18 protein-coding genes and 1 tRNA gene are annotated in these 21,524 nt (G+C 61.5%); 16 read left to right on the forward strand and 3 right to left on the reverse strand.

Annotation, left to right across the window (positions count from 1 at the left end; translation table 11 throughout):
- Positions 1-83: 83 nt before the first annotated feature.
- From ACM6I7_RS06555 to pgaD, 11 genes are all read left to right on the forward strand, one after another.
- Positions 84-512, forward strand: coding sequence for a MarR family winged helix-turn-helix transcriptional regulator (locus ACM6I7_RS06555; RefSeq protein ID WP_007961473.1), 429 nt, complete (start codon positions 84-86; stop codon positions 510-512).
- Positions 509-2,572, forward strand: coding sequence for an FUSC family protein (locus ACM6I7_RS06560; RefSeq protein WP_414888192.1), 2,064 nt, complete (start codon positions 509-511; stop codon positions 2,570-2,572). The genes ACM6I7_RS06555 and ACM6I7_RS06560 overlap by 4 nt, the downstream gene beginning before the upstream one ends.
- Positions 2,569-2,778 carry a DUF1656 domain-containing protein gene (locus tag ACM6I7_RS06565; RefSeq protein ID WP_027611129.1) on the forward strand — a complete coding sequence of 70 codons (210 nt, stop codon included), beginning with the start codon at positions 2,569-2,571 and terminating at the stop codon, positions 2,776-2,778. The genes ACM6I7_RS06560 and ACM6I7_RS06565 overlap by 4 nt, the downstream gene beginning before the upstream one ends.
- Positions 2,775-3,662: an efflux RND transporter periplasmic adaptor subunit gene (locus ACM6I7_RS06570; protein WP_414888193.1), complete on the forward strand. Its 888-nt coding sequence runs from the start codon at positions 2,775-2,777 to the stop codon at positions 3,660-3,662. Before ACM6I7_RS06565 ends, ACM6I7_RS06570 begins: the two co-directional genes overlap by 4 nt.
- Positions 3,659-5,101 carry an efflux transporter outer membrane subunit gene (locus ACM6I7_RS06575; protein ID WP_103367789.1) on the forward strand — a complete coding sequence of 481 codons (1,443 nt, stop codon included), beginning with the start codon at positions 3,659-3,661 and terminating at the stop codon, positions 5,099-5,101. The genes ACM6I7_RS06570 and ACM6I7_RS06575 overlap by 4 nt, the downstream gene beginning before the upstream one ends.
- A gap of 93 nt (positions 5,102-5,194) precedes the next feature.
- Positions 5,195-5,830, forward strand: coding sequence for a hypothetical protein (locus tag ACM6I7_RS06580; protein ID WP_025113416.1), 636 nt, complete (start codon positions 5,195-5,197; stop codon positions 5,828-5,830).
- A gap of 291 nt (positions 5,831-6,121) precedes the next feature.
- Positions 6,122-7,627 carry a YdgA family protein gene (locus ACM6I7_RS06585; RefSeq protein ID WP_414888194.1) on the forward strand — a complete coding sequence of 502 codons (1,506 nt, stop codon included), beginning with the start codon at positions 6,122-6,124 and terminating at the stop codon, positions 7,625-7,627.
- Between the two features lie 247 nt (positions 7,628-7,874).
- A complete protein-coding gene (gene pgaA, locus ACM6I7_RS06590) occupies positions 7,875-10,358 on the forward strand; it encodes a poly-beta-1,6 N-acetyl-D-glucosamine export porin PgaA (protein WP_414888195.1) in 2,484 nt (827 codons plus the stop codon).
- Between the two features lie 12 nt (positions 10,359-10,370).
- Complete coding sequence (gene pgaB, locus ACM6I7_RS06595; RefSeq protein WP_414888196.1) at positions 10,371-12,368, forward strand: poly-beta-1,6-N-acetyl-D-glucosamine N-deacetylase PgaB; 1,998 nt, start codon at positions 10,371-10,373, stop codon at positions 12,366-12,368.
- A gap of 1 nt (position 12,369) precedes the next feature.
- Entirely contained in the window at positions 12,370-13,725 is a 1,356-nt protein-coding gene (gene pgaC / locus ACM6I7_RS06600; RefSeq protein ID WP_007961454.1) for a poly-beta-1,6-N-acetyl-D-glucosamine synthase, read from the forward strand.
- Entirely contained in the window at positions 13,722-14,255 is a 534-nt protein-coding gene (gene pgaD, locus ACM6I7_RS06605) for a poly-beta-1,6-N-acetyl-D-glucosamine biosynthesis protein PgaD (protein WP_414888197.1), read from the forward strand. Before pgaC ends, pgaD begins: the two co-directional genes overlap by 4 nt.
- 20 nt (positions 14,256-14,275) lie before the next feature.
- On the opposite strand, the gene ACM6I7_RS06610 is transcribed toward pgaD, so the two are convergent.
- On the reverse strand, positions 14,276-15,799 hold the full coding sequence (locus ACM6I7_RS06610; protein ID WP_027611136.1) for an FAD-dependent oxidoreductase: 1,524 nt from the start codon (positions 15,797-15,799) through the stop codon (positions 14,276-14,278).
- Between the two features lie 139 nt (positions 15,800-15,938).
- Here ACM6I7_RS06610 and ACM6I7_RS06615 point away from each other — a divergent pair, with 139 nt between their 5' ends.
- From ACM6I7_RS06615 to ACM6I7_RS06635, 5 genes are all read left to right on the forward strand, one after another.
- A complete protein-coding gene (locus tag ACM6I7_RS06615; RefSeq protein WP_115988485.1) occupies positions 15,939-16,499 on the forward strand; it encodes a YbhB/YbcL family Raf kinase inhibitor-like protein in 561 nt (186 codons plus the stop codon).
- Between the two features lie 88 nt (positions 16,500-16,587).
- Positions 16,588-18,273 (forward strand): vWA domain-containing protein, encoded by a 1,686-nt coding sequence (locus tag ACM6I7_RS06620; RefSeq protein WP_414888198.1) that lies wholly within the window; start codon positions 16,588-16,590, stop codon positions 18,271-18,273.
- A gap of 29 nt (positions 18,274-18,302) precedes the next feature.
- Positions 18,303-18,884, forward strand: a complete 582-nt coding sequence (locus ACM6I7_RS06625; RefSeq protein WP_223849608.1) for an RNA polymerase sigma factor — start codon at positions 18,303-18,305, stop codon at positions 18,882-18,884.
- The gene (locus ACM6I7_RS06630) at positions 18,881-19,450 is read left to right on the forward strand and encodes a hypothetical protein (RefSeq protein WP_150369363.1); all 570 of its coding nucleotides are present in this window, start codon (positions 18,881-18,883) and stop codon (positions 19,448-19,450) included. Before ACM6I7_RS06625 ends, ACM6I7_RS06630 begins: the two co-directional genes overlap by 4 nt.
- A gap of 57 nt (positions 19,451-19,507) precedes the next feature.
- Positions 19,508-19,738: a hypothetical protein gene (locus tag ACM6I7_RS06635; protein WP_414888209.1), complete on the forward strand. Its 231-nt coding sequence runs from the start codon at positions 19,508-19,510 to the stop codon at positions 19,736-19,738.
- Positions 19,739-19,984: 246 nt separating this feature from the next.
- Here the strand turns inward: ACM6I7_RS06635 and ACM6I7_RS06640 are convergent, their stop codons facing one another.
- Positions 19,985-20,986, reverse strand: coding sequence for a restriction endonuclease (locus ACM6I7_RS06640; RefSeq protein WP_150369365.1), 1,002 nt, complete (start codon positions 20,984-20,986; stop codon positions 19,985-19,987).
- Between the two features lie 272 nt (positions 20,987-21,258).
- A tRNA-Arg gene (locus tag ACM6I7_RS06645) sits at positions 21,259-21,335 on the reverse strand.
- Positions 21,336-21,524: the final 189 nt, after the last annotated feature.

Raw genomic sequence — 21,524 nt, forward strand, 5'->3', positions numbered from 1 at the left:
AAATTCCCCGCCAATGCGATATTGATAGTTAGCAAACTAACAGTGTGCATTTTCCCGTGCCGAATTCCCTCGACGCTCTCCAGATGAACATCAGTAGTGCCATGGTGGTGGCCGCCAGGCATTGGCGGAAGATCTGCCAGACCACGCTGGTCAACTATGGAATCTCCGAAGCCTGCGCCGTGCCGTTGTTGATGATCGGGCGGTTGGGCGAGGGTGTGCGTCAGGTGCAGGTGGCGCAGGCGGCCGGGATGGAGAGTCCGTCGCTGGTGCGTCTGCTCGATCAGTTGTGCCACGCCGGCTACGTCTGCCGCACCGAAGATGCGCAGGATCGTCGGGCCAAGTGCCTGAGCCTGACCGACACCGGCCGTGAACTGGTGCAAGCGGTGGAGATCGAACTGGTGCGTCTGCGTCATGAAGTGCTCGAAGGCATCGACCAGAGTGATCTGGAGGCTACGCTTCGGGTACTGCGAGCTTTTGAGGCGGCCAATCCGCCTGTGGTGATCAATTCTTGAACGGTTTTTTCTCTGGCATCCCGCCTGCCCGGGACTGGTTCTACGGGGTCCGTACCTTTGCAGCGTCGATGATCGCGCTGTACATCGCCCTGCTCATGCAAATGCCGCGTCCGTACTGGGCGATGGCCACGGTGTACATCGTTTCCAGCCCGTTTCTCGGCCCGACCAGTTCCAAGGCGCTGTACCGCGCCATCGGCACCTTTCTCGGCGCGGCGGCGGCAGTGCTGTTCGTGCCGATGTTCGTGCAGAGTCCGTATGTGCTGGTGGTGGTGATTGCCTTGTGGACGGGGACTTTGCTGTTCCTGTCGCTGCACCTGCGTACCGCCAATAGTTACGCACTGATGCTGGCCGGCTACACCTTGCCGCTGATTGCCTTGCCGACTGTGGATAATCCGCTGGCGGTGTGGGACGTGGCGGAGGCGCGCACCGAAGAGATTTTTCTCGGCATCGCCGTGGCGGCGGTGGTCGGCGCGATGTTCTGGCCGCGACGTTTGGCGCCGGTGTTCAATGACGCGGTGGGCAAGTGGTTCGCCGACGCCACCACCTACAGCCTGAAGTTTCTCAGCCGCGACGTGCAGCCGGAACAGATCGCCGCGCTGCGCATGGCCATGGTCGCCAACTTCAACAGCCTCGAATTGATGATCGGCCAGTTGCCCCACGAAGGCGCCCGCCCGCAAACCGTGCGCAACACCAAGGAATTGCGTGGACGGATGATCCACCTGTTGCCGGTGATCGACGCTCTGGAAGACTCGCTCTACGCCCTCGAACGGCGTACCCCGGAACTGGTGGAAAAGTTTGCCCCGCTGCTGACCGCGACCCAGCAATGGCTCGGCCATAACGACGCCGATCTTGATCGGTGGCAGGCGCTCAAGGGTCAACTCCAGGCCCTGCAGCCAAGCTGCGAGGCGCTGGACGATCGCAAGCAATTGCTGTTCTCCAACGCGATTTATCGCCTCGGCGAATTCATCGATCTGTGGCAGGACTGCCGCAGTTTGCAGGACGCGATTCTCTGCGAGCGCCAGGACAGCTGGCGCGCGGTTTACCGGCACTGGCGCCTCGGGCGGCTGACGCCATTTCTCGACCGCGGGATGATGCTGTATTCGGTGGCCTCGACCGTTCTGGCAATCATCGTCGCTTCGGTGCTGTGGATTCTGCTCGGCTGGCCGGACGGTGGCAGTGCGGTGATTCTGGCGGCGGTAGCGTGCAGTTTCTTCGCCTCGATGGACGACCCGGCGCCACAGATATATCGGTTCTTTTTCTGGACCGGGATGTCGGTGCTGTTCGCCAGCCTTTATCTGTTTCTGATTCTGCCGAACCTGCACGATTTCCCGATGCTGGTACTGGCGTTTGCGGTTCCGTTCATCTGTGTCGGCACCCTGACGGTGCAGCCACGGTTCTTCCTCGGCATGCTCCTGACGCTGGTCAACACCTCGTCGTTCATCAGCATTCAGGGCGCCTACGACGCGGACTTCTTCGCCTTCGTGAACTCCAACCTGGCCGGCCCTCTGGGCCTGCTGTTCGCGTTCATCTGGACCCTGATCGCCCGCCCGTTCGGCGTCGAACTGGCCGCCAAACGTCTGACCCGCTTCAGCTGGAAAGACATCGTGCGCATGACCGAGCCGGCCAATCTGGCCGAACATCGACATCTGGGCGTGCAGTTGCTCGACCGTTTGATGCAGCACTTGCCGCGTCTGGCCATGACCGGCCAGGACACCGGGATTGCCATGCGTGAAGTGCGCGTCGGCTTGAACCTGCTCGATCTGCTGGCTTACACGCCACGGGTCACCGGCGCGCCGAAGGCCCTGCTGCAGCAAGTGGTGGCTGAGGTCGGCGAGTATTTTCGCGCGTGTCTGAAGGCCGGCGAACGCTTGCCGGCGCCGAGTCCGTTGCTGATGACGATGGACCGCGCGCGCCGCGCGCTCAAAGGCCACGGCGACGAAGAAACCCGGCTAAACCTGTTGCATGCCTTGAGCGGTTTGCGCCTGGCGCTGCTGCCCGGCGTGGAATTCGTCAGCACCAGCGATGCCGAAGAGCCGCTGCCCGATGGAGCGCCCCTATGATCGGTGATCTGGATATCAGCGGGATTTTCCTGCCCACCCTGCTGGTGCTGATGGGCATCACCTATGTGTTGTTTTTGCTGGTGCATGGCGTGCTCACGCGCCTGCACTTTTACCGTCTGGTCTGGCACCGGGCATTGTTCAACGTGGCGCTCTACGCCGTGCTGCTGTACGGCGTGGACTCACTCAGTCGATACCTGATGACATGAAAAAACCGTTTCTGACTATCGGTCGCGTGGTCCTGACCCTGCTGATCGTGATTTTTGCCGTCGTCCTCGTCTGGCGCATGGTGATGTATTACATGTTTGCGCCGTGGACCCGCGACGGCCACATTCGCGCCGACATCATCCAGATCGCTCCGGACGTGTCCGGGCTGATCCAGCAGGTCGAGGTCAAGGACAACCAGTTGATCAAGCGCGGTCAGGTGCTGTTCAGCATCGATCAGGACCGCTTCAAACTGGCCCTGCGTCAGGCTAAAGCGGCGGTTGCCGATCGCGAGGAAACCCTGGCTCAAGCCCAGCGCGAAGCCAAGCGTAACCGTGGCCTGGGCAATCTGGTGCCGGCCGAACAACTGGAAGAAAGCCAGTCGAAAGTTGCCCGCGCGCAATCGGCGCTGGCCGAAGCGCTGGTGACGGTGGACAGCGCGCAGCTCAACCTGGATCGCTCGGTGATCCGCAGCCCGGTGGACGGCTACGTCAACGACCGTGCGCCCCGGGTGCAGGAATTCGTCACCGCCGGGCGTCCGGTGTTGTCGGTGGTCGACAGCAACTCGTTCCACATCGACGGCTATTTCGAAGAAACCAAACTCGACGGCATTCATGTCGGGCAGTCGGTGGATATCCGCGTGATCGGCGACAAGGCCAGGCTGCGTGGGCATGTCGAAAGCATCGTCGCCGGTATCGAAGACCGTGACCGCACCAGCGGCAACAACCTGCTGCCGAACGTCAACCCGGCGTTCAGCTGGGTGCGCCTGGCACAACGGATTCCGGTGCGCATCGCCTTTGACGAGGTGCCGGAAGACTTCCGCATGATCGCCGGGCGTACCGCGACCGTGTCGATCATCGACGACAAAACGCAGGAGCCCGCGCAATGAACAAGGCCCTGATGATCGCCGGGTTGGGCGTGATGCTCTCGGCCTGTCAGATGGTCGGGCCGGACTATCAGCTGCCCGCTGACGCGGCGGTGCAGCGCAAGGACTTTCAGGGCGAACTGGCGGTGGAGGGCAAACCGGTGGTGTCAGCGCCGGTACCGGCTGACTGGTGGCGACTGTATAAGGACCCGCGTCTGGATCAACTGGTGCAGCAGGCCATGGCGTCCAACACTGATTTGCGCGTGGCGGCGGCGAACCTTCAACGGGCTCGCGCGCAAGTCGATGAGGCTGAAGCGGCGGGTGGCTGGAGCGCAGGCGTGAAGATGGGCGCGCAGCGTTTGCAGGAATCCGGGCAGGCGTTCTTGCTGCCGGAAAAAGTCCCGGTCGACAACGTCGGCGATATTGGCATCAGTGCGTCTTATCAGTTCGATCTATGGGGCACCCTGCAACGCGGTATCGAAGGCGCGAAGGCTAACGCCGATGCGACTCAAGCAGCGGCTGACACCGCACGCATCACTTTGGTGGCCGATGTGGTTCGCGCGTACACCCAAGTGTGCGCGGCCAACGAAGAGCGGGAAATTGCCCAGCACTCCCTCGACCTGCAATCGCAGAGCACCACGCTGATCCAGCGTCTGCGCGATGCCGGGCGTGGTGATGAGACCCAGGTCACCCGTTCGCAAACCCAATTCAAGTCGTTGCGCGCCGACCTGCCGCGCTATGAGGCGGCGCGTCAGGCCGGGTTGTTCCGCCTGTCGATGCTGCTGGCCAAACCGGTCGAGCAATTGCCGGCCGGCACCGCAACCTGTGCCGAGTTGCCGAAAATCGCCCAATTGGTGCCGGTGGGTGATGGCGCTGCGCTGCTCAAGCGTCGTCCCGATATCCGTCAGGCGGAACGTCGCTTGGCGGCCTCGACAGCGGGCATCGGCGTCGCCACGGGCGAGCTGTATCCGGACATCAGCATCGGCGCGACCATCGGCACCGTCGGTCTTATTGACGACTTGGGCGATCCGTCGACCAACCGTTGGGGCTTCGGCCCGTCGCTGAGCTGGAAGGTGCCGACCAACGGCGCCCGTGCGCGGATCCGTGAAGCCGAGGCCAACACCCAGGCCGCACTGGCGCATTTCGACGGCGTGGTGCTCAACGCCATCCGCGAAACCCAGACCGGTCTGGCCCAGTACAGCGCGCTGCTGCAACGCCGCGACGCCCTGGCCGATGCCGAGCAATCGGCAAAACTGGCGGCGGACCAGACCCACCGCTTCTTCCAGGCCGGGCGCGAGTCGTTCCTCGCCGACCTGCAGGCGACCCGCACCTACACCGACGTCACCGCGCAACTGGCCGCCGCCAACACCCAGGTCGCCATGAGCCAGATCGATTTATTCCTCGCCCTCGGTGGCGGTTGGGAAAGCGGACGAACGCAAGCCTCAAGCGCCAGCAAACCCTGAAGCCGTTGCTATGCTTTGAAGTGTTGAAGGGGTGCCACGTGCAACGCACCCTTTCAGCGCACATTGCTAGCGCTGGTCTAGGGGAAACCAATAATGAAAAACCCTTACGCTCTCGGCTTCTGGTGCGCCCTGGTAGCGCTGGTGCTGCTATCGGCCACCTATTTCTACGGCATCATGCTGGCCCATCAGATCGACAAGGCCATGGTCTTCCTCGACAGTGCCACGGCGTTGATCGCGGTGATGGCAATTGTCGTGGTGGCCTGGGCGTCGATCCAGGTGCAGCGAGTCAAGAAAAGACAACTTGAACAAGGCAAGACCCTGGTGCTGATCTGGGACACCAAAGTCGCCCTGCGTCGGGTCGAAACCGTATTCGACCGCTACTTCTGGGGCAGCTACTGGCAACCGGGACGCACCTTCGCCGAAGTCATGGGCGAACTCACCGGCACGCCGCTGGAAAAAAGCCTCGAAGCCCTGAAAAAGCAGTGTCTGGAGCTCGACAAGCAGATTGCCGATGAAGGCTGGCACTGGCTCAACAATGCCCGCGAACTGTCGGATGTCGCCACGGCCATGGCCCGCGAGCGCTATCAGCTGGATTTCTGTGACCCGCGCGCTGACGGGCCGGGCGGGGCGGTGATCGATCGCGACTTTGAAGTGCTGGTGTATACCTGGACGGCGCGGTTGAAGAGCTTCGATCATCAACTCGATGAGATCGAGGTTCAGTATTCCTGATCTGCATTCATTTCACTGGCCTCTTCGCGAGCAGGCTCGCTCCCACAAGGGTAACACTGCACCTGTGGGAGCGAGCCTGCTCGCGAAGACGACCTGAAAAACGCCGAAACTCTCCCCGCCTGTCAGCTGTCCACACTCCCCATAGACACTCTTTAACCTTTAAACATTGGGCCGCCTCGCGCTGCCAGTGCTAATCTCCACCGCTAATTTCAGCGGAGTCGAGCCGCGACCCGGTCACGGGTTCAGGGAAGACGACGACACTTACAGCCACGGACATTGATCAGGTCATTCATGAATAAATCAGCAGGCGTGCTTCTCGGGATTGTTGTTGCCATCGGTGCGATCAGCGCCGGCGGGGCCTGGTACACCGGGACCAAGATTGAAGGCGTACTGAACAACGCCGTCAGCAACGCCAACAAAGAGCTGCAGACCGCGATGGCCGGCTCCAATGGCACCGCGTCGCTGGAGCTGGTGTCGCTGGAGCGGCACACCTTCACCAGCACCGCGCACTACCGCCTCAAGGGCGAGGGCGAGATGTTCGGCGACCAGCCGGTCGAGCTGCTGTTTGTCGACCACATCGAGCACGGCCCGCTGCCGTTCTCGCGCCTGGTGTCGCTGAAGTGGCTGCCGGTCATGGCCACCAGCAATTACGAGTTGGAAAAGAGCCCGGCCACCGAAAAATGGTTTGCCGCCACCAAGGGCGCCGCGCCGCTCAAGGGCGTGACCAACATCGGCTACGACGAATCCACCACCAGCAGCCTCGAGTTGCTGCCGTTGGAAACCGCGCTGGACGAGCAGTCGAGCCTGAAATTCTCCGGCCTGACCATGAACATCTCCGCCAGTGCCCAGGCGCAGAAGGTCAAGGCTGACGGCTACATGGACAACCTGAAACTGGTCACCGTGTCGCAGGATCAAGCACCGGTGCAGGTCGAACTCAACGGTCTGACCCTGGCCAGCAACCTTACCAAGAGCAGCTACGGCTACTACACCGGGGAAAACACCCTGGAGCTGACCAACAGCAAAACCACCTTCGGTCCCAAGCAGTCGGTGCTCGGCGTGAAGAACTTCGAAATGAAGAACCTCACTGAAGAGAGCGGCAGCAATGCCTCGGGCCGCGCTGACTACAAGGTGGGTGAAGTCACCCTCAACGACAAGAAAATCGGTTCGGCCAACATGGCCATGAGTCTGAAGAACCTCGACATCCCGTCGACGATGTCGCTGATGCAGATCTACCAGACCAAATTGCAGCCGTACGAGAAGGAAGCGGCGGCCGCTGCCGAAGCCGGCCTGCCGGCACCTGAACTGAACCTGACCGAGGCCGAGTCGGCACAGGTCAAGGCTGACCTGCAGAAACTGCTGGCCGCCAGTCCACAGATCGCGCTGGAAAACCTGTCGCTGAAAACCGCCAACGGTGAAAGCCGCGCCAGCCTGGTGATTGATCTGACCAAGCCACAGTCGATGGATCTGCCGCCGGATCAACTGGGTGAACAGTTGGTCGCGCTGCTGGACCTGAACATTCAGGTGTCCAAGCCGATGCTGATCGATCTGCTCAGCGTGCAGGCGCAGCTTGACGGTCAGACTGACGCCAAAGCCATCGTCGACCAGGCCAGCGCCGGTGCCGACATGTTCTCCGGCATGGCCGTCGGTTCGCAGTTGGCGACCGTCGATGGCACCAACGTCGTGACCAAGCTGCATTACGCTGCCAATCAGGTGGAGTTCAACGGCCAGAAGATGACCGTTGAGCAGTTCGTCGGCTTCCTGATGAGCAAGTTCGCTGGCGTCACGCAAGTGCAGTAATCCTGCGCTCTTAATAGCAACGCCCGGCCTCTGATCACCAGACGCCGGGCGTTTTGCTGTCTGGTGTTCGGGTTTTCGTCTCAGCCGGCGCCACGATTCTGAACAATTATTGCGTTCTGGATATTCGACTACGCTTGCATGCAAGACTGCCTGACTAAGCTTGGCTGGGTCTCTTTTGACTCGGTCTCCGTTACGAATGGGCAAGGGGGGCATTGCGACCCGGCTGGCCATGTAAGGATGCTGACGAATGCCGCGTATTGATGTTCCTGTTTTACATCGTGGTTTACGCCCGTTGTTTCGCGTTGCGCTGTGCAGCCAGTTGCTCTGGCCGGCACTGGCGTTTGCCGATACGCCCTATGATCAGATGGTGCGCGATGCCCGTGCCGGGCAGACCACGCCTGCGCTGAACGTGTTGCGCCAGGTGCCACCGGGGCAATCGACCACCGGGCAGATCAGCGATCACCTGCAGATCGCCAGTTGGGCCGGCCTCGACGCCGAGGTGGTGCAGGTCTATGAAACTCAGGGCCGTGACCGGGTGCTGCCGGTGCAGGCACTGACCGCCACCGCACGCGCCTATCGCAACCTCAAGCGTTGGGAGCAGGCGACCCAGGTCTACAGCAAGGCCCTGGCGCTGGAGCCGGACAACGCTGACCTGCAACTGGGGCTGGCGCTGACTCAGGCTGACGCGGGCAAACCCGACGAAGCCGTGACCCGCGCCAAGGCTCTGGTTGCCGCCAAACCGGATGACCCTTCGCGCCGCCTCGCACTGGGCTACGCGTTGACCCGCGCCGGCAAGCAGTACGACGCACTGTTTGAATACGATCAGGCGTTCATGCGTGCCGGCAGCAAGCCGGAAGTCGCCCGTGAATACGTGGTCGCCCTGCAAAAGGCGCGGCTGCCGGAACCGGCGCTGCGCCTGGCCAATCAACGTCCGGGGCTGATCGACCCGGTCACCCTGCGCCGCCTCGAAGGTGATCTGGCTGCCGAACGCGTGCGTCTGGCCGAACTCGCCACCCGCAGCGAAAAAGAACGCTATGTGATCGCCGACCGCGCCTTGGCCGATTACGACAAATTGCTCGCCACCTGGACCCCGGACGCCAGCGCCCACGATGACGTGATTCGCTGGCGCATCGACCGCATGGGCGCACTCAAAGCGCGGGCGCGCACCGCCGACGTGATCAATGAATATCAGAAGCTGCAAAGCGAAGGCGTGAAGATTCCGACCTACGCCTTGCGCTGGGTGGCGGCGTCGTATCTGGATCAGCGCCAGCCGGAAGTCTCCACTGACCTGTATCGCCAGGTGCTGTCGGCCCCCGACGCTGATGTCGGTGATCGTCTCGAAGACACCACCGCGTTGTACTACTCGCTGCTGGAAAGTGACCGCGCCGATGAAGCGCGCAAAGTCGCCGAGGATCTGGCCAAGACCCAGAAGCCGCGCGTCGAACTCAAGGGCTTGCCGATCGGCAACCCCAACGACGAATGGATGGACGCCCAGCAGCTCGCGGCGCAGGCCGGTACCTACGGTTCCGATCTGCCACACGGGGAGGAACGTCTGCAAACCCTGGTCGATCAGGCCCCGGGCAACCTCGGTTTGCGTCTGGCCCAGGCCGATCTGTATCTGGCCCGACAATGGCCACGCCGCGCCGAAAACCAGCTCAAGGAAACCGAGAGCATGGCCCCCCGCGACATGGGCCTGGAACTGGCTCAGGCGCGCACCGCGATGAGCCTGCAGGAATGGCGTCAGATGGATGCGCTGACCGATGACGTGGTCGCGCGTTTTCCCGACAACCGCCAGGTGCAACGCGCGGCCCGCGAGCGCGAAGTGCACGACATGTCCGAATTGCGCGTCGAAGCCTACGGTGGCAAGGCCAACGGAGGCGGCGGCAGCGGTGGTGCGGGCGCGGTCAGTGGCAGCCGCGATTTCGGCATCCAGAGCACCCTGTACAGCCCGCCGATCGATGAGGACTGGCGGGTGTTCGTCGGCGCCGGTTATGCCACCGGCGATTTCGCCGAAGGCACCGGCACCGACCGCTTCCAGCGCGTTGGCCTGGAACGGCGCACCCGTGACATGAGCCTGGAAGCCGAAGTTTCCAATCACGATTACGGTTACGGCGCCAAACAGGGCGCACGCATCGCGATTGCCCGCGACATCAACGACAACTGGCAGTACGGCGGCAGCTTCGCCTACCTGTCGGCCGAGACGCCGTTGCGTGCGCTCAACAGCGACATCAAGGCCAACGGCGGCAACGCGTTCATCCGCTGGCGCGCCAATGAGAGCCGCGAGTGGCGGCTGTCGGTCAGCCCGTCGCACTTCAGTGATGGCAACAACCGCGTCGAGGCCTTGCTCACCGGGCGCGAGGGTGTCTACAGCGCGCCGAACGTCCAGGTCGATGCCGGTCTGGAAGTCGGCACCAGCCACAACTCGAAATCCGATGACGTGCCGTACTTCAACCCGAAGTCGGACTTCAGCGTGATGCCGACGGTCAACGTCAACCATGTGCTCTACCACCGCTACGAAACCTCCTGGAGCCAGCAATTCCAGGCCGGTGCGGGCACCTACAGCCAGCGTGACCACGGCACCGGCGGCATGGCGATGCTCGGCTACGGCCAGCGTTATGCCTGGAACGACGTGTTCGAGGTGGGCGGCTTGTTCAGTGTGATCAACCGGCCCTACGACGGTGATCGGGAGACCGATCTGCGTCTGCTCGTCGACCTCACTTTCCGCTTCTAGAAGAGTTTGAAGATGCCTTTGATGACGCGTTTCATCCTTCTGCTGGGAGTGCTGCTGATCAGCGCCTGCGCCCAGCAAGCCCCGGCCTTCGCGCCGCCGTCGCAACGTCCGGTGGCGGCCAGTGAAAAACCGTGGCCGAAAAACCACGTGCTGGGCATCGCCTATCACGACGTCGAAGATCGCGACCCCGATCAGGCCGTGGTGGCGGTGCGCACCGAGCGCATGATCGAACAGTTGGCCTGGCTGCGCGAGAACGGCTACCAGCCGGTCACCGTCGATCAGATCATGGCCGCGCGCAAGGGCGGCCCGGAACTGCCAGCCAAAGCGATCCTGCTCAGCTTCGACGACGGTTACTCAAGCTTCTATACCCGCGTGTTGCCGGTGCTGCGTGCCTACAACTGGCACGCCTTGCTGGCCCCGGTCGGCACCTGGATCGACACCCCGCTCAATCAGCCAGTGGATTTTGCCGGTGCACCCCGCGCACGCTCCGACTTCCTGACCTGGGATCAGGTGCGCGAGATTTCGCGATCGGGGCTGGTGGAAATCGCCGCACACACCGACGCCAACCACAAAGGTGTTCTTGCCAACCCGCAGGGCAACCTGCAGCCGGCGGCGGCGACGCGTCGCTACGATCCGCTCACCAAACGCTACGAATCCGAAGAGGAGTTCCGTGCCCGGATACGCAATGACGTCGCGGCCATCTCGGAAAAAATCCGCAAGGTCACCGGCAAAAAACCGCGAGTCTGGGTCTGGCCCTACGGCACGGCGGACGGTACTTCGCTGACCGTGGTCGGCGAGCAGGGCTACGAAATGGCCCTGACCCTGGATGACGGTCTGGACGCCCTCGACAACCTGATGAGCAGCCCGCGCTTTCTGGTCGCCTCCGATCCTGATGGCGAGCATTTCGCCAACAGCATCGTCGCGGCGCAGTCGGATTTCACCATGCGTGTGGTCCATGTCGATCTGGACAACGTTTACGACCCGGACCCGGCGCAGCAGGAAATCAACCTTGGCAAGCTGATCCAGCGCATGGCCGACATGGGCGCCAACACCGTGTTCCTGCAGGCCTTCGCCGATCCGAAGGGCGACGGACTGGTGCACTCGCTGTACTTCCCTAACCGTCACCTGCCGGTGCGCGCCGACATCTTTGACCGTGTCGCCTGGCAACTGCGCACTCGGGCGCACGTGAAAGTGTTCGCCTGGATGCCGGTCCTGAGTTTCGGCCTCGATTCGAAGCTGCCGCGTGTCACGCGCTGGGATCCGCAGACCGGCACCACTTCGGTCGATCCGGGCCAGTATCAGCGCCTGTCGCCATTCGATCCGCAAGTACGGCAGATCATCGGTGAAATCTACGAAGATGTGGCGCGCCTGACCTCGGTCGACGGCATTCTTTATCACGACGACGCGGTGCTCTCGGACTTCGAAGACGCCAGCCCCGAGGCCCTGAAGGCTTATGCCGCGCATGGCTTGCCGGGGTCCATTGCGGCGCTTCGGGATGATCCGGCAGCCATGCAGCGCTGGACGCGGTTCAAGAGCCAATACCTGATCGAATTCACCAATGAGCTGACCGCCAAGGTACGTGCGATCCGTGGCCCGCAAGTGCTGACCGCACGCAACATCTTCGCCGAGCCAGTGCTTAATCCTGAGAGCGAAGCCTGGTTTGCGCAGAACCTCGACGATTTCCTCGTGACCTACGACTGGACGGCGCCGATGGCCATGCCACTGATGGAAAAACAGACCCAGGCGCAATCCGGCCCGTGGCTTGAAGAACTGGTGGCGAAGATCAAACAGCGCCCCGGTGCACTGGATCGCACAGTCTTCGAACTGCAGGCTCGCGACTGGACGAAAAAGGATCAGGCCGACATCGACGGCGCCCAATTGGCCGACTGGATGGGCCGGCTCAAGCGTCAGGGTGCGACCAGTTTCGGTTACTACCCGGACAACTTCCTCGACAACCTGCCGGACCTGAAAACCGTAAGGCCTGCGCTCTCCAACAAATGGAACCCATGACATGCTGGATAGACTGTTAGCCCTGCTTGTTCTGGCGCTCGTCCTCGGCGTGCCGCTGGGGTTGATCTTCCTGGTCACCGGGCAATTCCTGATGGACTTCGTGTTCTTCTACCCGTTGTTCATGTCCGGTCTGTGGATTGCCGGCGGCCTGTATTTCTGGCTGCACTGGGAACGCCACTGGCCATGGAAGGACGACACTTTGCCGCCGCCACTGGAAGGCGAGCCGCTGATCTCGATCCTGATCCCTTGCTACAACGAAGGCGAAAACGCTGCCGACACCATTCACGCGGCGCTGGCCCAGCACTATCCGAACATCGAAGTCATCGCGATCAACGACGGCTCGAAGGACAACACCGCCGAAGTGCTCGACCGGCTCGCCCAGGAGGACCCGCGCCTGCGCGTGCTGCACCTGGCGGAAAACCAGGGCAAGGCCGTTGCCCTGCGCATGGGCGCCATTGCTGCGCGCAGCGAATATCTGGTGTGCATCGACGGTGACGCGCTGCTGGCGCCTAACACGGCGGCCTATCTGGTGGCGCCGATGCTCGACAACGCGCGGCTTGGCGCAGTGACCGGCAACCCGCGCATCCGCACACGTTCGACCTTGGTCGGGCGGGTGCAGGTCGGCGAGTTCTCGTCGATCATCGGTCTGATCAAGCGTACGCAACGGGTGTTCGGGCGGATCTTCACCGTGTCCGGGGTGATCGTCGCGTTTCGTCGTACCGCGTTGAACCGGGTCGGCTACTGGAGCCCGGACATGATCACCGAAGACATCGACATCAGCTGGAAGCTGCAACTCGATCACTGGAGCATCTTCTACGAGCCGCGCGCGCTGTGCTGGATCCTCATGCCGGAAACCCTGCGCGGTCTGTGGAAGCAGCGCCTGCGCTGGGCGCAGGGTGGCGCCGAGGTGCTGTTCAAGAACATTCGCGGCATCTGGCAGTACCGCCATCGTTACCTGTGGCCGCTGCTGTTCGAATATTGCCTGTCAACCGGTTGGGCCTTCACCTTCCTGCTGTCGGTGATTTTCTGGGGCGTCGGCAAGTTCGTGGTCATGCCGGAATCGATTGCCGTGCATCACCTGATGCCCCCGGCGTTCACCGGCCTGTTGCTGGCGTTTGTCTGCCTGGTGCAATTCGCGGTCAGCATCATCATCGATCGGCGCTATGAACCGGGTCTGGGCCGAACCATGTTCTGGGTGGTCTGGTATCCGATCGCGTTCTGGCTGGTCAGCCTGCTCACCACCTTGGTCAGTTTCCCCAAGGTTCTGTTTGGCCAACACCAGAAGCGTGCGCGTTGGGTCAGCCCTGACCGCGGTATCAAGCCGGTCGGCGACGACGAAGAGGAGGTCATCAAATGAAAATCATCCGGACCCGCCAGCGGCCGTTTCTGGTCGTGATCGACGTGATCCTCACGGTGGTGGCCTGGGTCGGCCTGCTGTTTCTGCTGATTCGCGGGTTGTGGCCGCTGATCGAGACTCACGCCGGTGGACCACGCATCGACAGCTCGGCGTTCGACGCCCTCGGCACCTTGCAAATCTACCTGTGGGTAGCGCTGGTCAACGCAGTGATCCTGATTGGTTGGGCGCGTTATCAGCAGCGCAAAAGCAGAAGCTTCGCCCAGCGTCGCTTGCCGGCGCCGGTGGTCGATGACGAAGGGCTGAGCAAGAGTTTCCGCCTGTGCGATGACCGCCTGGAGAAGCTGCGTACCCCAGGAGTGATGACCATCCACAACGACCAGGAAGGTGATATCAGCCATGTGGTGCTGAACTTTCGTCCACTGGCACCGACGGAATTGCCGCCACCGCTGGCGCCGCTGGAACATCCCCGGGTGATCTTTCTGCACGCCGAGGATGACGCAAACCGTGATCCGATAAATCGGCCCACCTGAGTTTCCACATCGTCGAGCGTTCAGCTGCGAATCAGCCGCCAAGCCTCCTCCATGGTGAGCGGCTGCTTTATCCGTTCGGCCAGCATCGCCATGGCCCGCTCCTCCTCGCAAGCCACAGCGGCAACCACCACGCCGTTGTGGCCGAACAGGCCAATAAAGGGCGGATGCTCGGGCTCGCCTTTGAACTCGATTTCATCCCACTGACTGGCGTGGCCCAGGTAGTCGTAGTTCCTGCCGAAGTGCCAGGTCCAGAAAAACGGCACATCCAGATAATGCTCATCGGCGCCCAACATGTTGGCGGCAGCGATGCGTGCGTGCTGCTGGGCCAGGCGCCAATGTTCGATGCGTTGCGGCTGGCCGCTCAGGGTGAACGTGGCGATATCGCCAATCGCCCATAGACCTTCGCAGACCCGCAGACCGGCATCGACGCGCAGTGACTGGTCTTTCTCCCTTGGCAGCGAAGCGAACGCTTCTGTGGCCGGATGCACACCAACCCCCGCCAGCACCAGATCCGCCGAAACGCGCAAACCGTTGTCCAGCAGCACCGCCTCGACTTTGCCATCACCGGTGATTTCCCGGGCTTCGTGATCGGTGATGAATTTCACCCCGTGTTGTTCGTGGAGCGCGCGGATCGCCTTGCCCACCGCTTCGCCGAACTGCGCGGTAAACGGGATGGCGTGGCGGGCGATGACCGTGACGTCGAGGCCGAACTGACGCAGGGCCGAGGCGCATTCGAGGGCGATAAAGCTGTCGCCGATGATCAGCGCCCGCTGTTCGGGTTTGGCGGTGCGCATGATCTGTTCGGCCTGGGCTTTCGAGCGCAGGACGAACACCTGCGGCAGGTCGGCGCCGGGCAGTTGCAGCGGATTAGGCTCGCCGCCGGTGGCGAGCACCGCGGCGTCGTAACCAAGGGTCTGGCCATCCTTCAAATGCAGGGTTTTCGTTGTTGTGTCGAGGGCCGAAATTTCGCCTTGTCGGCGTTCGATGCGCTGCTCCTTATAAAAGCTTTCATCGCGCAGCGGCGGGGTTTCCTGCGCCGACATCTCGCCGGCGAGGACGAATTTGCTCAGCACCGTGCGGTCGTAACCGGCGTCCGCTTCGCGGTCGATCATGACGATCCGGCCGCCGAAACCTTTTTCCCGCAGAGCTGCCGCACATGCCGTGCCCGCTGCACCTGCGCCGACAATCACAAAGGTGCGTGAATCATCGGCCGGAGGCGTGTGAGCATCCGGCAGCGGTTGATCATCGACCCAGACTTCCTCGCCGCGTAGTTCCATCGGATAACGCTTGAGACTGTCGAGGGCCGGTGGTTCGCACAACGCGCCGTCTTCGGCGCGAAACGCGGCTTTGTGCCACGGGCAGACCAGGCGTCCGTTGCACAACGCGCCGTCAGCCAATGGCGCGCCAGCGTGTGGACATTCGCCCTGAAATGCACGCAGTTGGCCATTGGCGTGGAGCAGGACAATCTTGCGCTCGCCGATTTCGACTTGCAGGCCACGGTCTTCGGGGACATCGGCGACACGGGCGACACGGTGCAGGCTCATGTTCGTGCTCCTGACAGGCATTTCTCTTACGAGTTTGCGCCGCCGTGCGAGGTTCAGCCAATTGCCACTGCCAAGGTACGAACGGTACAGCTATAGTTTGCAGGCCGACGAAGGCCCAACTGCACAAGGTACTCCCGGAATGACCCGATTGACCTCTCTCAACCCTTGGCTGGCGGCCGTCGCCGTCGCCCTTTGCGTGCAGTTTCCGGCGCAGGCGGCCGAGCGCTTTACCCTCGACATCCCCGGTGTCTCGGACAACCGTCTGTTCACCTCGGCCGCCGCGAGCGATGCGACCGGTTGCGGTGGCAAGAACCAGTCCCCGGCACTGGCCTGGAACGCCGGGCCTGCCGGCACTCTGAGCTACGCGATCGTCATGCACGACCCGGACGGCCAGAAAGGCGCTGGCGTCGATCACTGGATTCACTACGGCATCAAGGCCACCACCCGGCAGATCCCGGCCGGCGTCGGCGCCAAATCCAGTCTTGAAGGCGTGGGCGGCACCAACAGTAAAGGCACCACCCATTACATCGGGCCATGCCCGCCGGTTGGCGACAGTGCGCACCACTACATCATTCAGATCTATGCCCTGGATCTTGCCCCGGACGCCTTGCCCGCCGGCCTGACCCGCGCCGAGCTGATGGACAAAATCAAAGGTCACGTGCTGCGTAACAGCAGCGTGGTACGGCGTTATCACCGCTGAAAAAATTTTCAGCGGCGTTTAACCCGATCTGAAAGGGCTGCCCGTCTCAGTGGATGAATGGATCACTTTCATCCCGAGGTCAGCCCCCATGTCCCGCTCCCTGCCTTTTCTGCGACCCGTTGCCGTCGGTGTGTTGTTGACCGTCGCCGGTTGCGGCGTGTCTTCCAATCCCGAATCGGCTGCCGTTCCGGCGCCGGCCCAGCCACAGGCGTCGATTCAGCATGAGGCGCTCGTTACCGACAGTGCGCTGGCCAAGCGCAGTGCGCGTCCGGCGCCGATTGCCAGTTTCGCGGCGATGCCCGCCCAGGAAAGTTATCCACAAGGCTATCGCGACGAGCAGCGCGAGCAGTATCAGGCGCTGGCCGACAACCCGATCCACAGCGTGGACGAGGCTCCGGTCTCGACCTTCAGCGCTGACGTCGATACGGGCGCCTACGCCAATGTCCGGCGTTTGCTCAATCAAGGGCGTTTACCACCTGAAGGCGCGGTGCGACTGGAAGAGATGGTCAATTACTTTCCCTATGACTACGCGCTGCCCAGCGATGGTTCGCCCTTCGGCGTAACCACCGAACTGGCCGCCACGCCATGGAATCCGCACACCCGCCTGCTGCGCATCGGCATCAAGGCCTCTGACCGGGCTGTGGCGGAGCTGGCCCCGGCGAATCTGGTGTTTCTGGTGGATGTGTCCGGCTCGATGGATCGCCGCGAAGGGCTGCCACTGGTGAAAAGCACATTGAAACTGCTGGTCGATCAGTTGCGCGAACAGGATCGGGTGTCGCTGGTGGTGTATGCCGGCGAATCCCGTGTGGTGCTGGAGCCAACGTCCGGACGCGAGAAAGCCAAAATTCGCACAGCCATCGAGCAATTGACCGCAGGCGGTTCAACCGCTGGTGCGTCGGGCATCGAACTGGCCTATCAAATGGCGCTGCAGGCGTTCATCCCCAAAGGCATCAACCGCATCCTGTTGGCCACCGACGGTGACTTCAACGTCGGCGTGAGCGACTTCGACAGCCTCAAACAAATGGCTGTGGATAAACGCAAAACCGGGATTTCCCTGACCACCCTGGGTTTCGGTGTGGATAACTACAATGAACACTTGATGGAGCAGCTGGCCGACGCCGGTGACGGCAACTACGCCTACATCGACAACCTGCGCGAGGCGCGCAAAGTGCTGGTGGATCAACTCGGTTCGACCCTGGCGGTGGTGGCGAAAAACGTCAAATTGCAGGTGGAGTTCAACCCGGCGCAGGTCAGTGAATATCGCCTGCTTGGCTACGAAAACCGCACCTTGAAGCGTGAGGATTTCAGCAATGACAAAGTCGATGCCGGTGAAGTCGGCGCAGGACACACGGTGACCGCGCTGTATGAAATTGTTCCGACAGGTGAGAAGGGCTGGCTGGAACCGCTGCGCTACGGTAAATCGGAGAAGGTGGTTGCTGCGAAGGATGGAGAATTGGCGATGCTGCGTGTGCGTTATCAACAGCCCGAAGGTGGGAAAAGTCTGCTGATCGAGCGGCCGATTGCCAATCAGCTCGCACCGGCCAGTGAGGACCTGCGTTTCGCGGCGGCGGTGGCGGCGTTTTCCCAGCAGCTCAAGGACGCCCGCTACACCGGCGACTTCAGGCTCAAGGACACCGAAACCCTGGCCCGTGGCGCTAGGGGCGAGGACCGCTTCGGCTTGCGCAACGAGTTCGTGCAACTGGTGGAACTGGCGCAAAGCCTGCGCGCCTCAACCGCATCGAATGCGATGCCCACTGAGCGACGGATTGAATAGTGAGCCGGTTGAAAGGCTTCATCAGTCAGCTGTTTGCTACGCCAGACAGCGCGGCCGCCAGCAGCGATGAAACGCTGCTGGCGCGTTATCGCGAGGGCGACGGCGCGGCGTTCGAGATTCTGTACGCGCGCCATCGTCAGGGTTTGTATCGGTTTCTGCTTGGATTGAGCGGCAAACCTGAACTGGCTGACGAAGTGTTTCAGGACACCTGGCTGAGCCTGATCCGCAGCACCAGTCAGCCACAGGGCCGGGCGACGTTTCGTACATGGCTGTTCCAGATTGCGCGCAATCGGCTGATCGATCACTGGCGCAAACACGGCGCACATCAGCCGCTGCACGACAGCTACGACGAACAGCTGCATGCGATTGGCGACGAGACCAATGATCCCGAACAATTACTGAACCTCAGCCGCGACAGCCAGCGCCTGAAAAGCGCTCTGCAAACCTTGCCTGCCGACCAGCGTGAAGTGTTCCTGCTGCGTGCCCACGGCGACCTCGACCTGGCACAAATCGCCAGCCTCACCGAAACACCGCTGGAAACCGTCAAGAGCCGCTTGCGCTACGCCCAGCAAAAACTGCGTCGGCTGCTGGCCGAGGAGGTACTGACATGACTGACGCCCGCCAGACACCCGAAGAATCTGTGATCAAACATGTACGCGAACAGCACAATGTTGAACCGCCGGCGCACCTTGATGCGTTCATCCTCAATGCTGCTCACCGCGAAACACCCGTGCCCAAGCCAGGCCTGTGGCAACGCTGGCTGCGGGCCTGTCAGAAACCGCGTTGGCAGGTCGCATTCGCCAGCGTGGTCGGTGTGGCACTGATGCTGTCGCTGGTGCAACGTGCGCCTGAGCCAAAACCGCAATTCGACTTCGCACCGGCGGCCAAACCGGCTGCGCCACTGGCGCGCAAACAAGCCCCCGAAGCATTGTCCGCCCCCGCGCCGATGGCAGAAATGGCCGCGCCAATGCACAGCGAGGCGTTCAGCGCCGATGAAGCCAAAACCAGCAAACGCGCCGCCGCCCCGGCCAACGGCCTCGACGAACAACTGCGCGAAGTCTTGCGCCTGCGCGAATCCGGCCAATCGAAAGCGGCCGACACCCTGTTCAACAACCTGCACAAACGCTACCCGAACGCCGACCTCGACGCCCGACTGGAAAAAATCCAGAAGAACTGACCGCCCTGTTCGCCCAGCCATTTGGCATTGCCCCGCAAAAACGCGCACTATCGGGCCATAGCTGAATCGCTGGAGAACAACGTGGCAGCAAAAATCGACCGCATCGCCCAACTCCTCAACTGCCCGCAGAAGGGCGAGGAGATGCGGCGCGCGATTACCGAGGCGCGCAAGGAGTTTCTGCTGAACCAGTCGGAAGAAGACGTCGTGGAAGAAGACGAGGTTTTTGAGGAGGTTGGGGAAGAAGAGGAAGACGACGATTACGATGAGTTTGACTGGACGACGGAGTGACGGATAACCATGGAGCTCCCCCCAAAGTACTGAGCGCTGAGGGTGTCGGACAGCGATGCTAGAAAAACAACGATCGATTTTCTTGGGGCTACCCAAGAAACTGCCCAAGAAACCACCTCAGAAACTACCCAAGAAAGCTACCTGACCCGACTCAAGTACGAGGCTCGAACCGTCAAGTTTTACTTGATGGTTGTCCTTTTTGGAAAGTCTGGCCGGATATCGTTCGAGAGTTAGTACATCAGCATGTCAGACAGCAACAGGCAGGTACGTCATTTTTAGCGGTATCAACCGCTTGGTCTCCGAATCGGTCTGGCCGTAATGCTCAATCAATGCGCGTACGAGGTTGTCCAATGTCCAAAGCGTTAGCGGTACATTTGCCCGCTCAGCTTCGTAATAGGCGTCCTTACTGAAACCGCCGGTACTCACATAAAGTCCGCGATCATCCTTGTGCCGCCCACCAAGGAAGCTGCGGATTTGCTGACTGCCCATCTGCTCTTTGCGGTGCTTAACCTCCACGATGATTCGTGGATTCTCAAAGCCGAATCCATCCGGTGAGGCGATGATGTCCTTCCCGCGATCAGGTCCCGCCGGAGAGACCTGCGTCTTGTAGCCCATCGCTCGCAAAATACCGGCGACAAGGTGCTGCATATCGTCCCACGGTAAAGCGCTGATCAAATCTTTGATTCGTTCAAGCGCCAGACTTTCCATACCTGCCAGAGGATCGCTGTCCGGATATTCTTCTTCGACTGGAGGTAGCGCAGGAGGCTTGTTGCCAGCTGCCATCGCTTTCAGTTCTTGGAGTGCAAAATCCGGAACGACGAACACCGTGAGGGTTGAGCCGAGGCTGTTTTTGCTGGCTGAAGTGAGGCTGTCGCGATCAACCTCTTGATCTATCCACTGCACTGGGCGTGTCAGGGACATGCCGAGGTCGGCCAAGTCAGGGTTGTGTTTGAAATCGCCCGTGATCTTGCCGACAAGATAGGTGCGGTTGGCGGGAGAGTAGGTAACGACCCAATCGCCGGGCTGTATTTCGTTGATGAAGCGCCAAACCTGCGATGCGCCTGATATGGCGGTGCCGGGTTTGATGTTGGGCTCAATGTCTTGATAGAGGCGAGTGACTTCCTTGCGCGACATCCCGGGCTTGGCAAGCGGTGCGAGCTGCGACCACCCGATTGCGACCACGCCACGCTCACGGAAGTCATCGTACAGGCGACCAGACTCGCCACGGATCATCCACATTTTGGTCATATCACCTCCTTGGTTTTGAGTTTCGAATGGGATTGCTAGTTTTCCCGACCGACATCTCTTAGCGCATTGCATAAGGTAGAAGCTTCAGTCATGGGCGGCAAATGCCGAAGATTTCGTCGATAACGTTTAGTCCGTCGACCGGGGCAGTTGTCAACTCTAAGTTGACAACTGCCCCGTCTGGCCAAGTCTTGCGTAATCATTTGCCAGAAAAAACCAACGTCCACAAAAAAGCCCCGGACCATCACAGTCCGGGGCTTTCTCGTTTAAATCAGTGGTGCACCAGGCGGGATTCGAACCCACGACCCCTGCCTTCGGAGGGCAGTACTCTATCCAGCTGAGCTACTGGTGCAGCGGGCGACATCATACCTAGGTCGGCTCGGGGCGTCCATGCCGGGTTTTGGCGGGTTTTGTCAGTGCGCGTGTCGGTGTGAAACGCTGCATTCCTTAAAGCTGTAACGTCCTGCAAAACCCTCGCTTGGCGCTTTTTCCTGGCTGATCTATGGTTTGGCTGCGGCCGGGGCTTTTTGCTCGTTGATCT

The organism is Pseudomonas sp. IT-93MI4, from assembly GCF_949767635.1.
Classification (GTDB): domain Bacteria; phylum Pseudomonadota; class Gammaproteobacteria; order Pseudomonadales; family Pseudomonadaceae; genus Aquipseudomonas; species Aquipseudomonas putida_A.

Coding starts and splice junctions, on each gene's coding strand:
- ACM6I7_RS06555 (WP_007961473.1), top strand. CDS start 84: ATGAACATCAGTAGTGCCATGGTGGTGGCCGCCAGGCATTGGCGGAAG.
- ACM6I7_RS06565 (WP_027611129.1), top strand. CDS start 2,569: ATGATCGGTGATCTGGATATCAGCGGGATTTTCCTGCCCACCCTGCTG.
- ACM6I7_RS06570 (WP_414888193.1), top strand. CDS start 2,775: ATGAAAAAACCGTTTCTGACTATCGGTCGCGTGGTCCTGACCCTGCTG.
- ACM6I7_RS06575 (WP_103367789.1), top strand. CDS start 3,659: ATGAACAAGGCCCTGATGATCGCCGGGTTGGGCGTGATGCTCTCGGCC.
- ACM6I7_RS06580 (WP_025113416.1), top strand. CDS start 5,195: ATGAAAAACCCTTACGCTCTCGGCTTCTGGTGCGCCCTGGTAGCGCTG.
- ACM6I7_RS06585 (WP_414888194.1), top strand. CDS start 6,122: ATGAATAAATCAGCAGGCGTGCTTCTCGGGATTGTTGTTGCCATCGGT.
- pgaA (WP_414888195.1), top strand. CDS start 7,875: ATGCCGCGTATTGATGTTCCTGTTTTACATCGTGGTTTACGCCCGTTG.
- pgaB (WP_414888196.1), top strand. CDS start 10,371: ATGCCTTTGATGACGCGTTTCATCCTTCTGCTGGGAGTGCTGCTGATC.
- pgaC (WP_007961454.1), top strand. CDS start 12,370: ATGCTGGATAGACTGTTAGCCCTGCTTGTTCTGGCGCTCGTCCTCGGC.
- pgaD (WP_414888197.1), top strand. CDS start 13,722: ATGAAAATCATCCGGACCCGCCAGCGGCCGTTTCTGGTCGTGATCGAC.
- ACM6I7_RS06610 (WP_027611136.1), bottom strand. CDS start 15,799: ATGAGCCTGCACCGTGTCGCCCGTGTCGCCGATGTCCCCGAAGACCGT.
- ACM6I7_RS06615 (WP_115988485.1), top strand. CDS start 15,939: ATGACCCGATTGACCTCTCTCAACCCTTGGCTGGCGGCCGTCGCCGTC.
- ACM6I7_RS06620 (WP_414888198.1), top strand. CDS start 16,588: ATGTCCCGCTCCCTGCCTTTTCTGCGACCCGTTGCCGTCGGTGTGTTG.
- ACM6I7_RS06630 (WP_150369363.1), top strand. CDS start 18,881: ATGACTGACGCCCGCCAGACACCCGAAGAATCTGTGATCAAACATGTA.
- ACM6I7_RS06640 (WP_150369365.1), bottom strand. CDS start 20,986: ATGACCAAAATGTGGATGATCCGTGGCGAGTCTGGTCGCCTGTACGAT.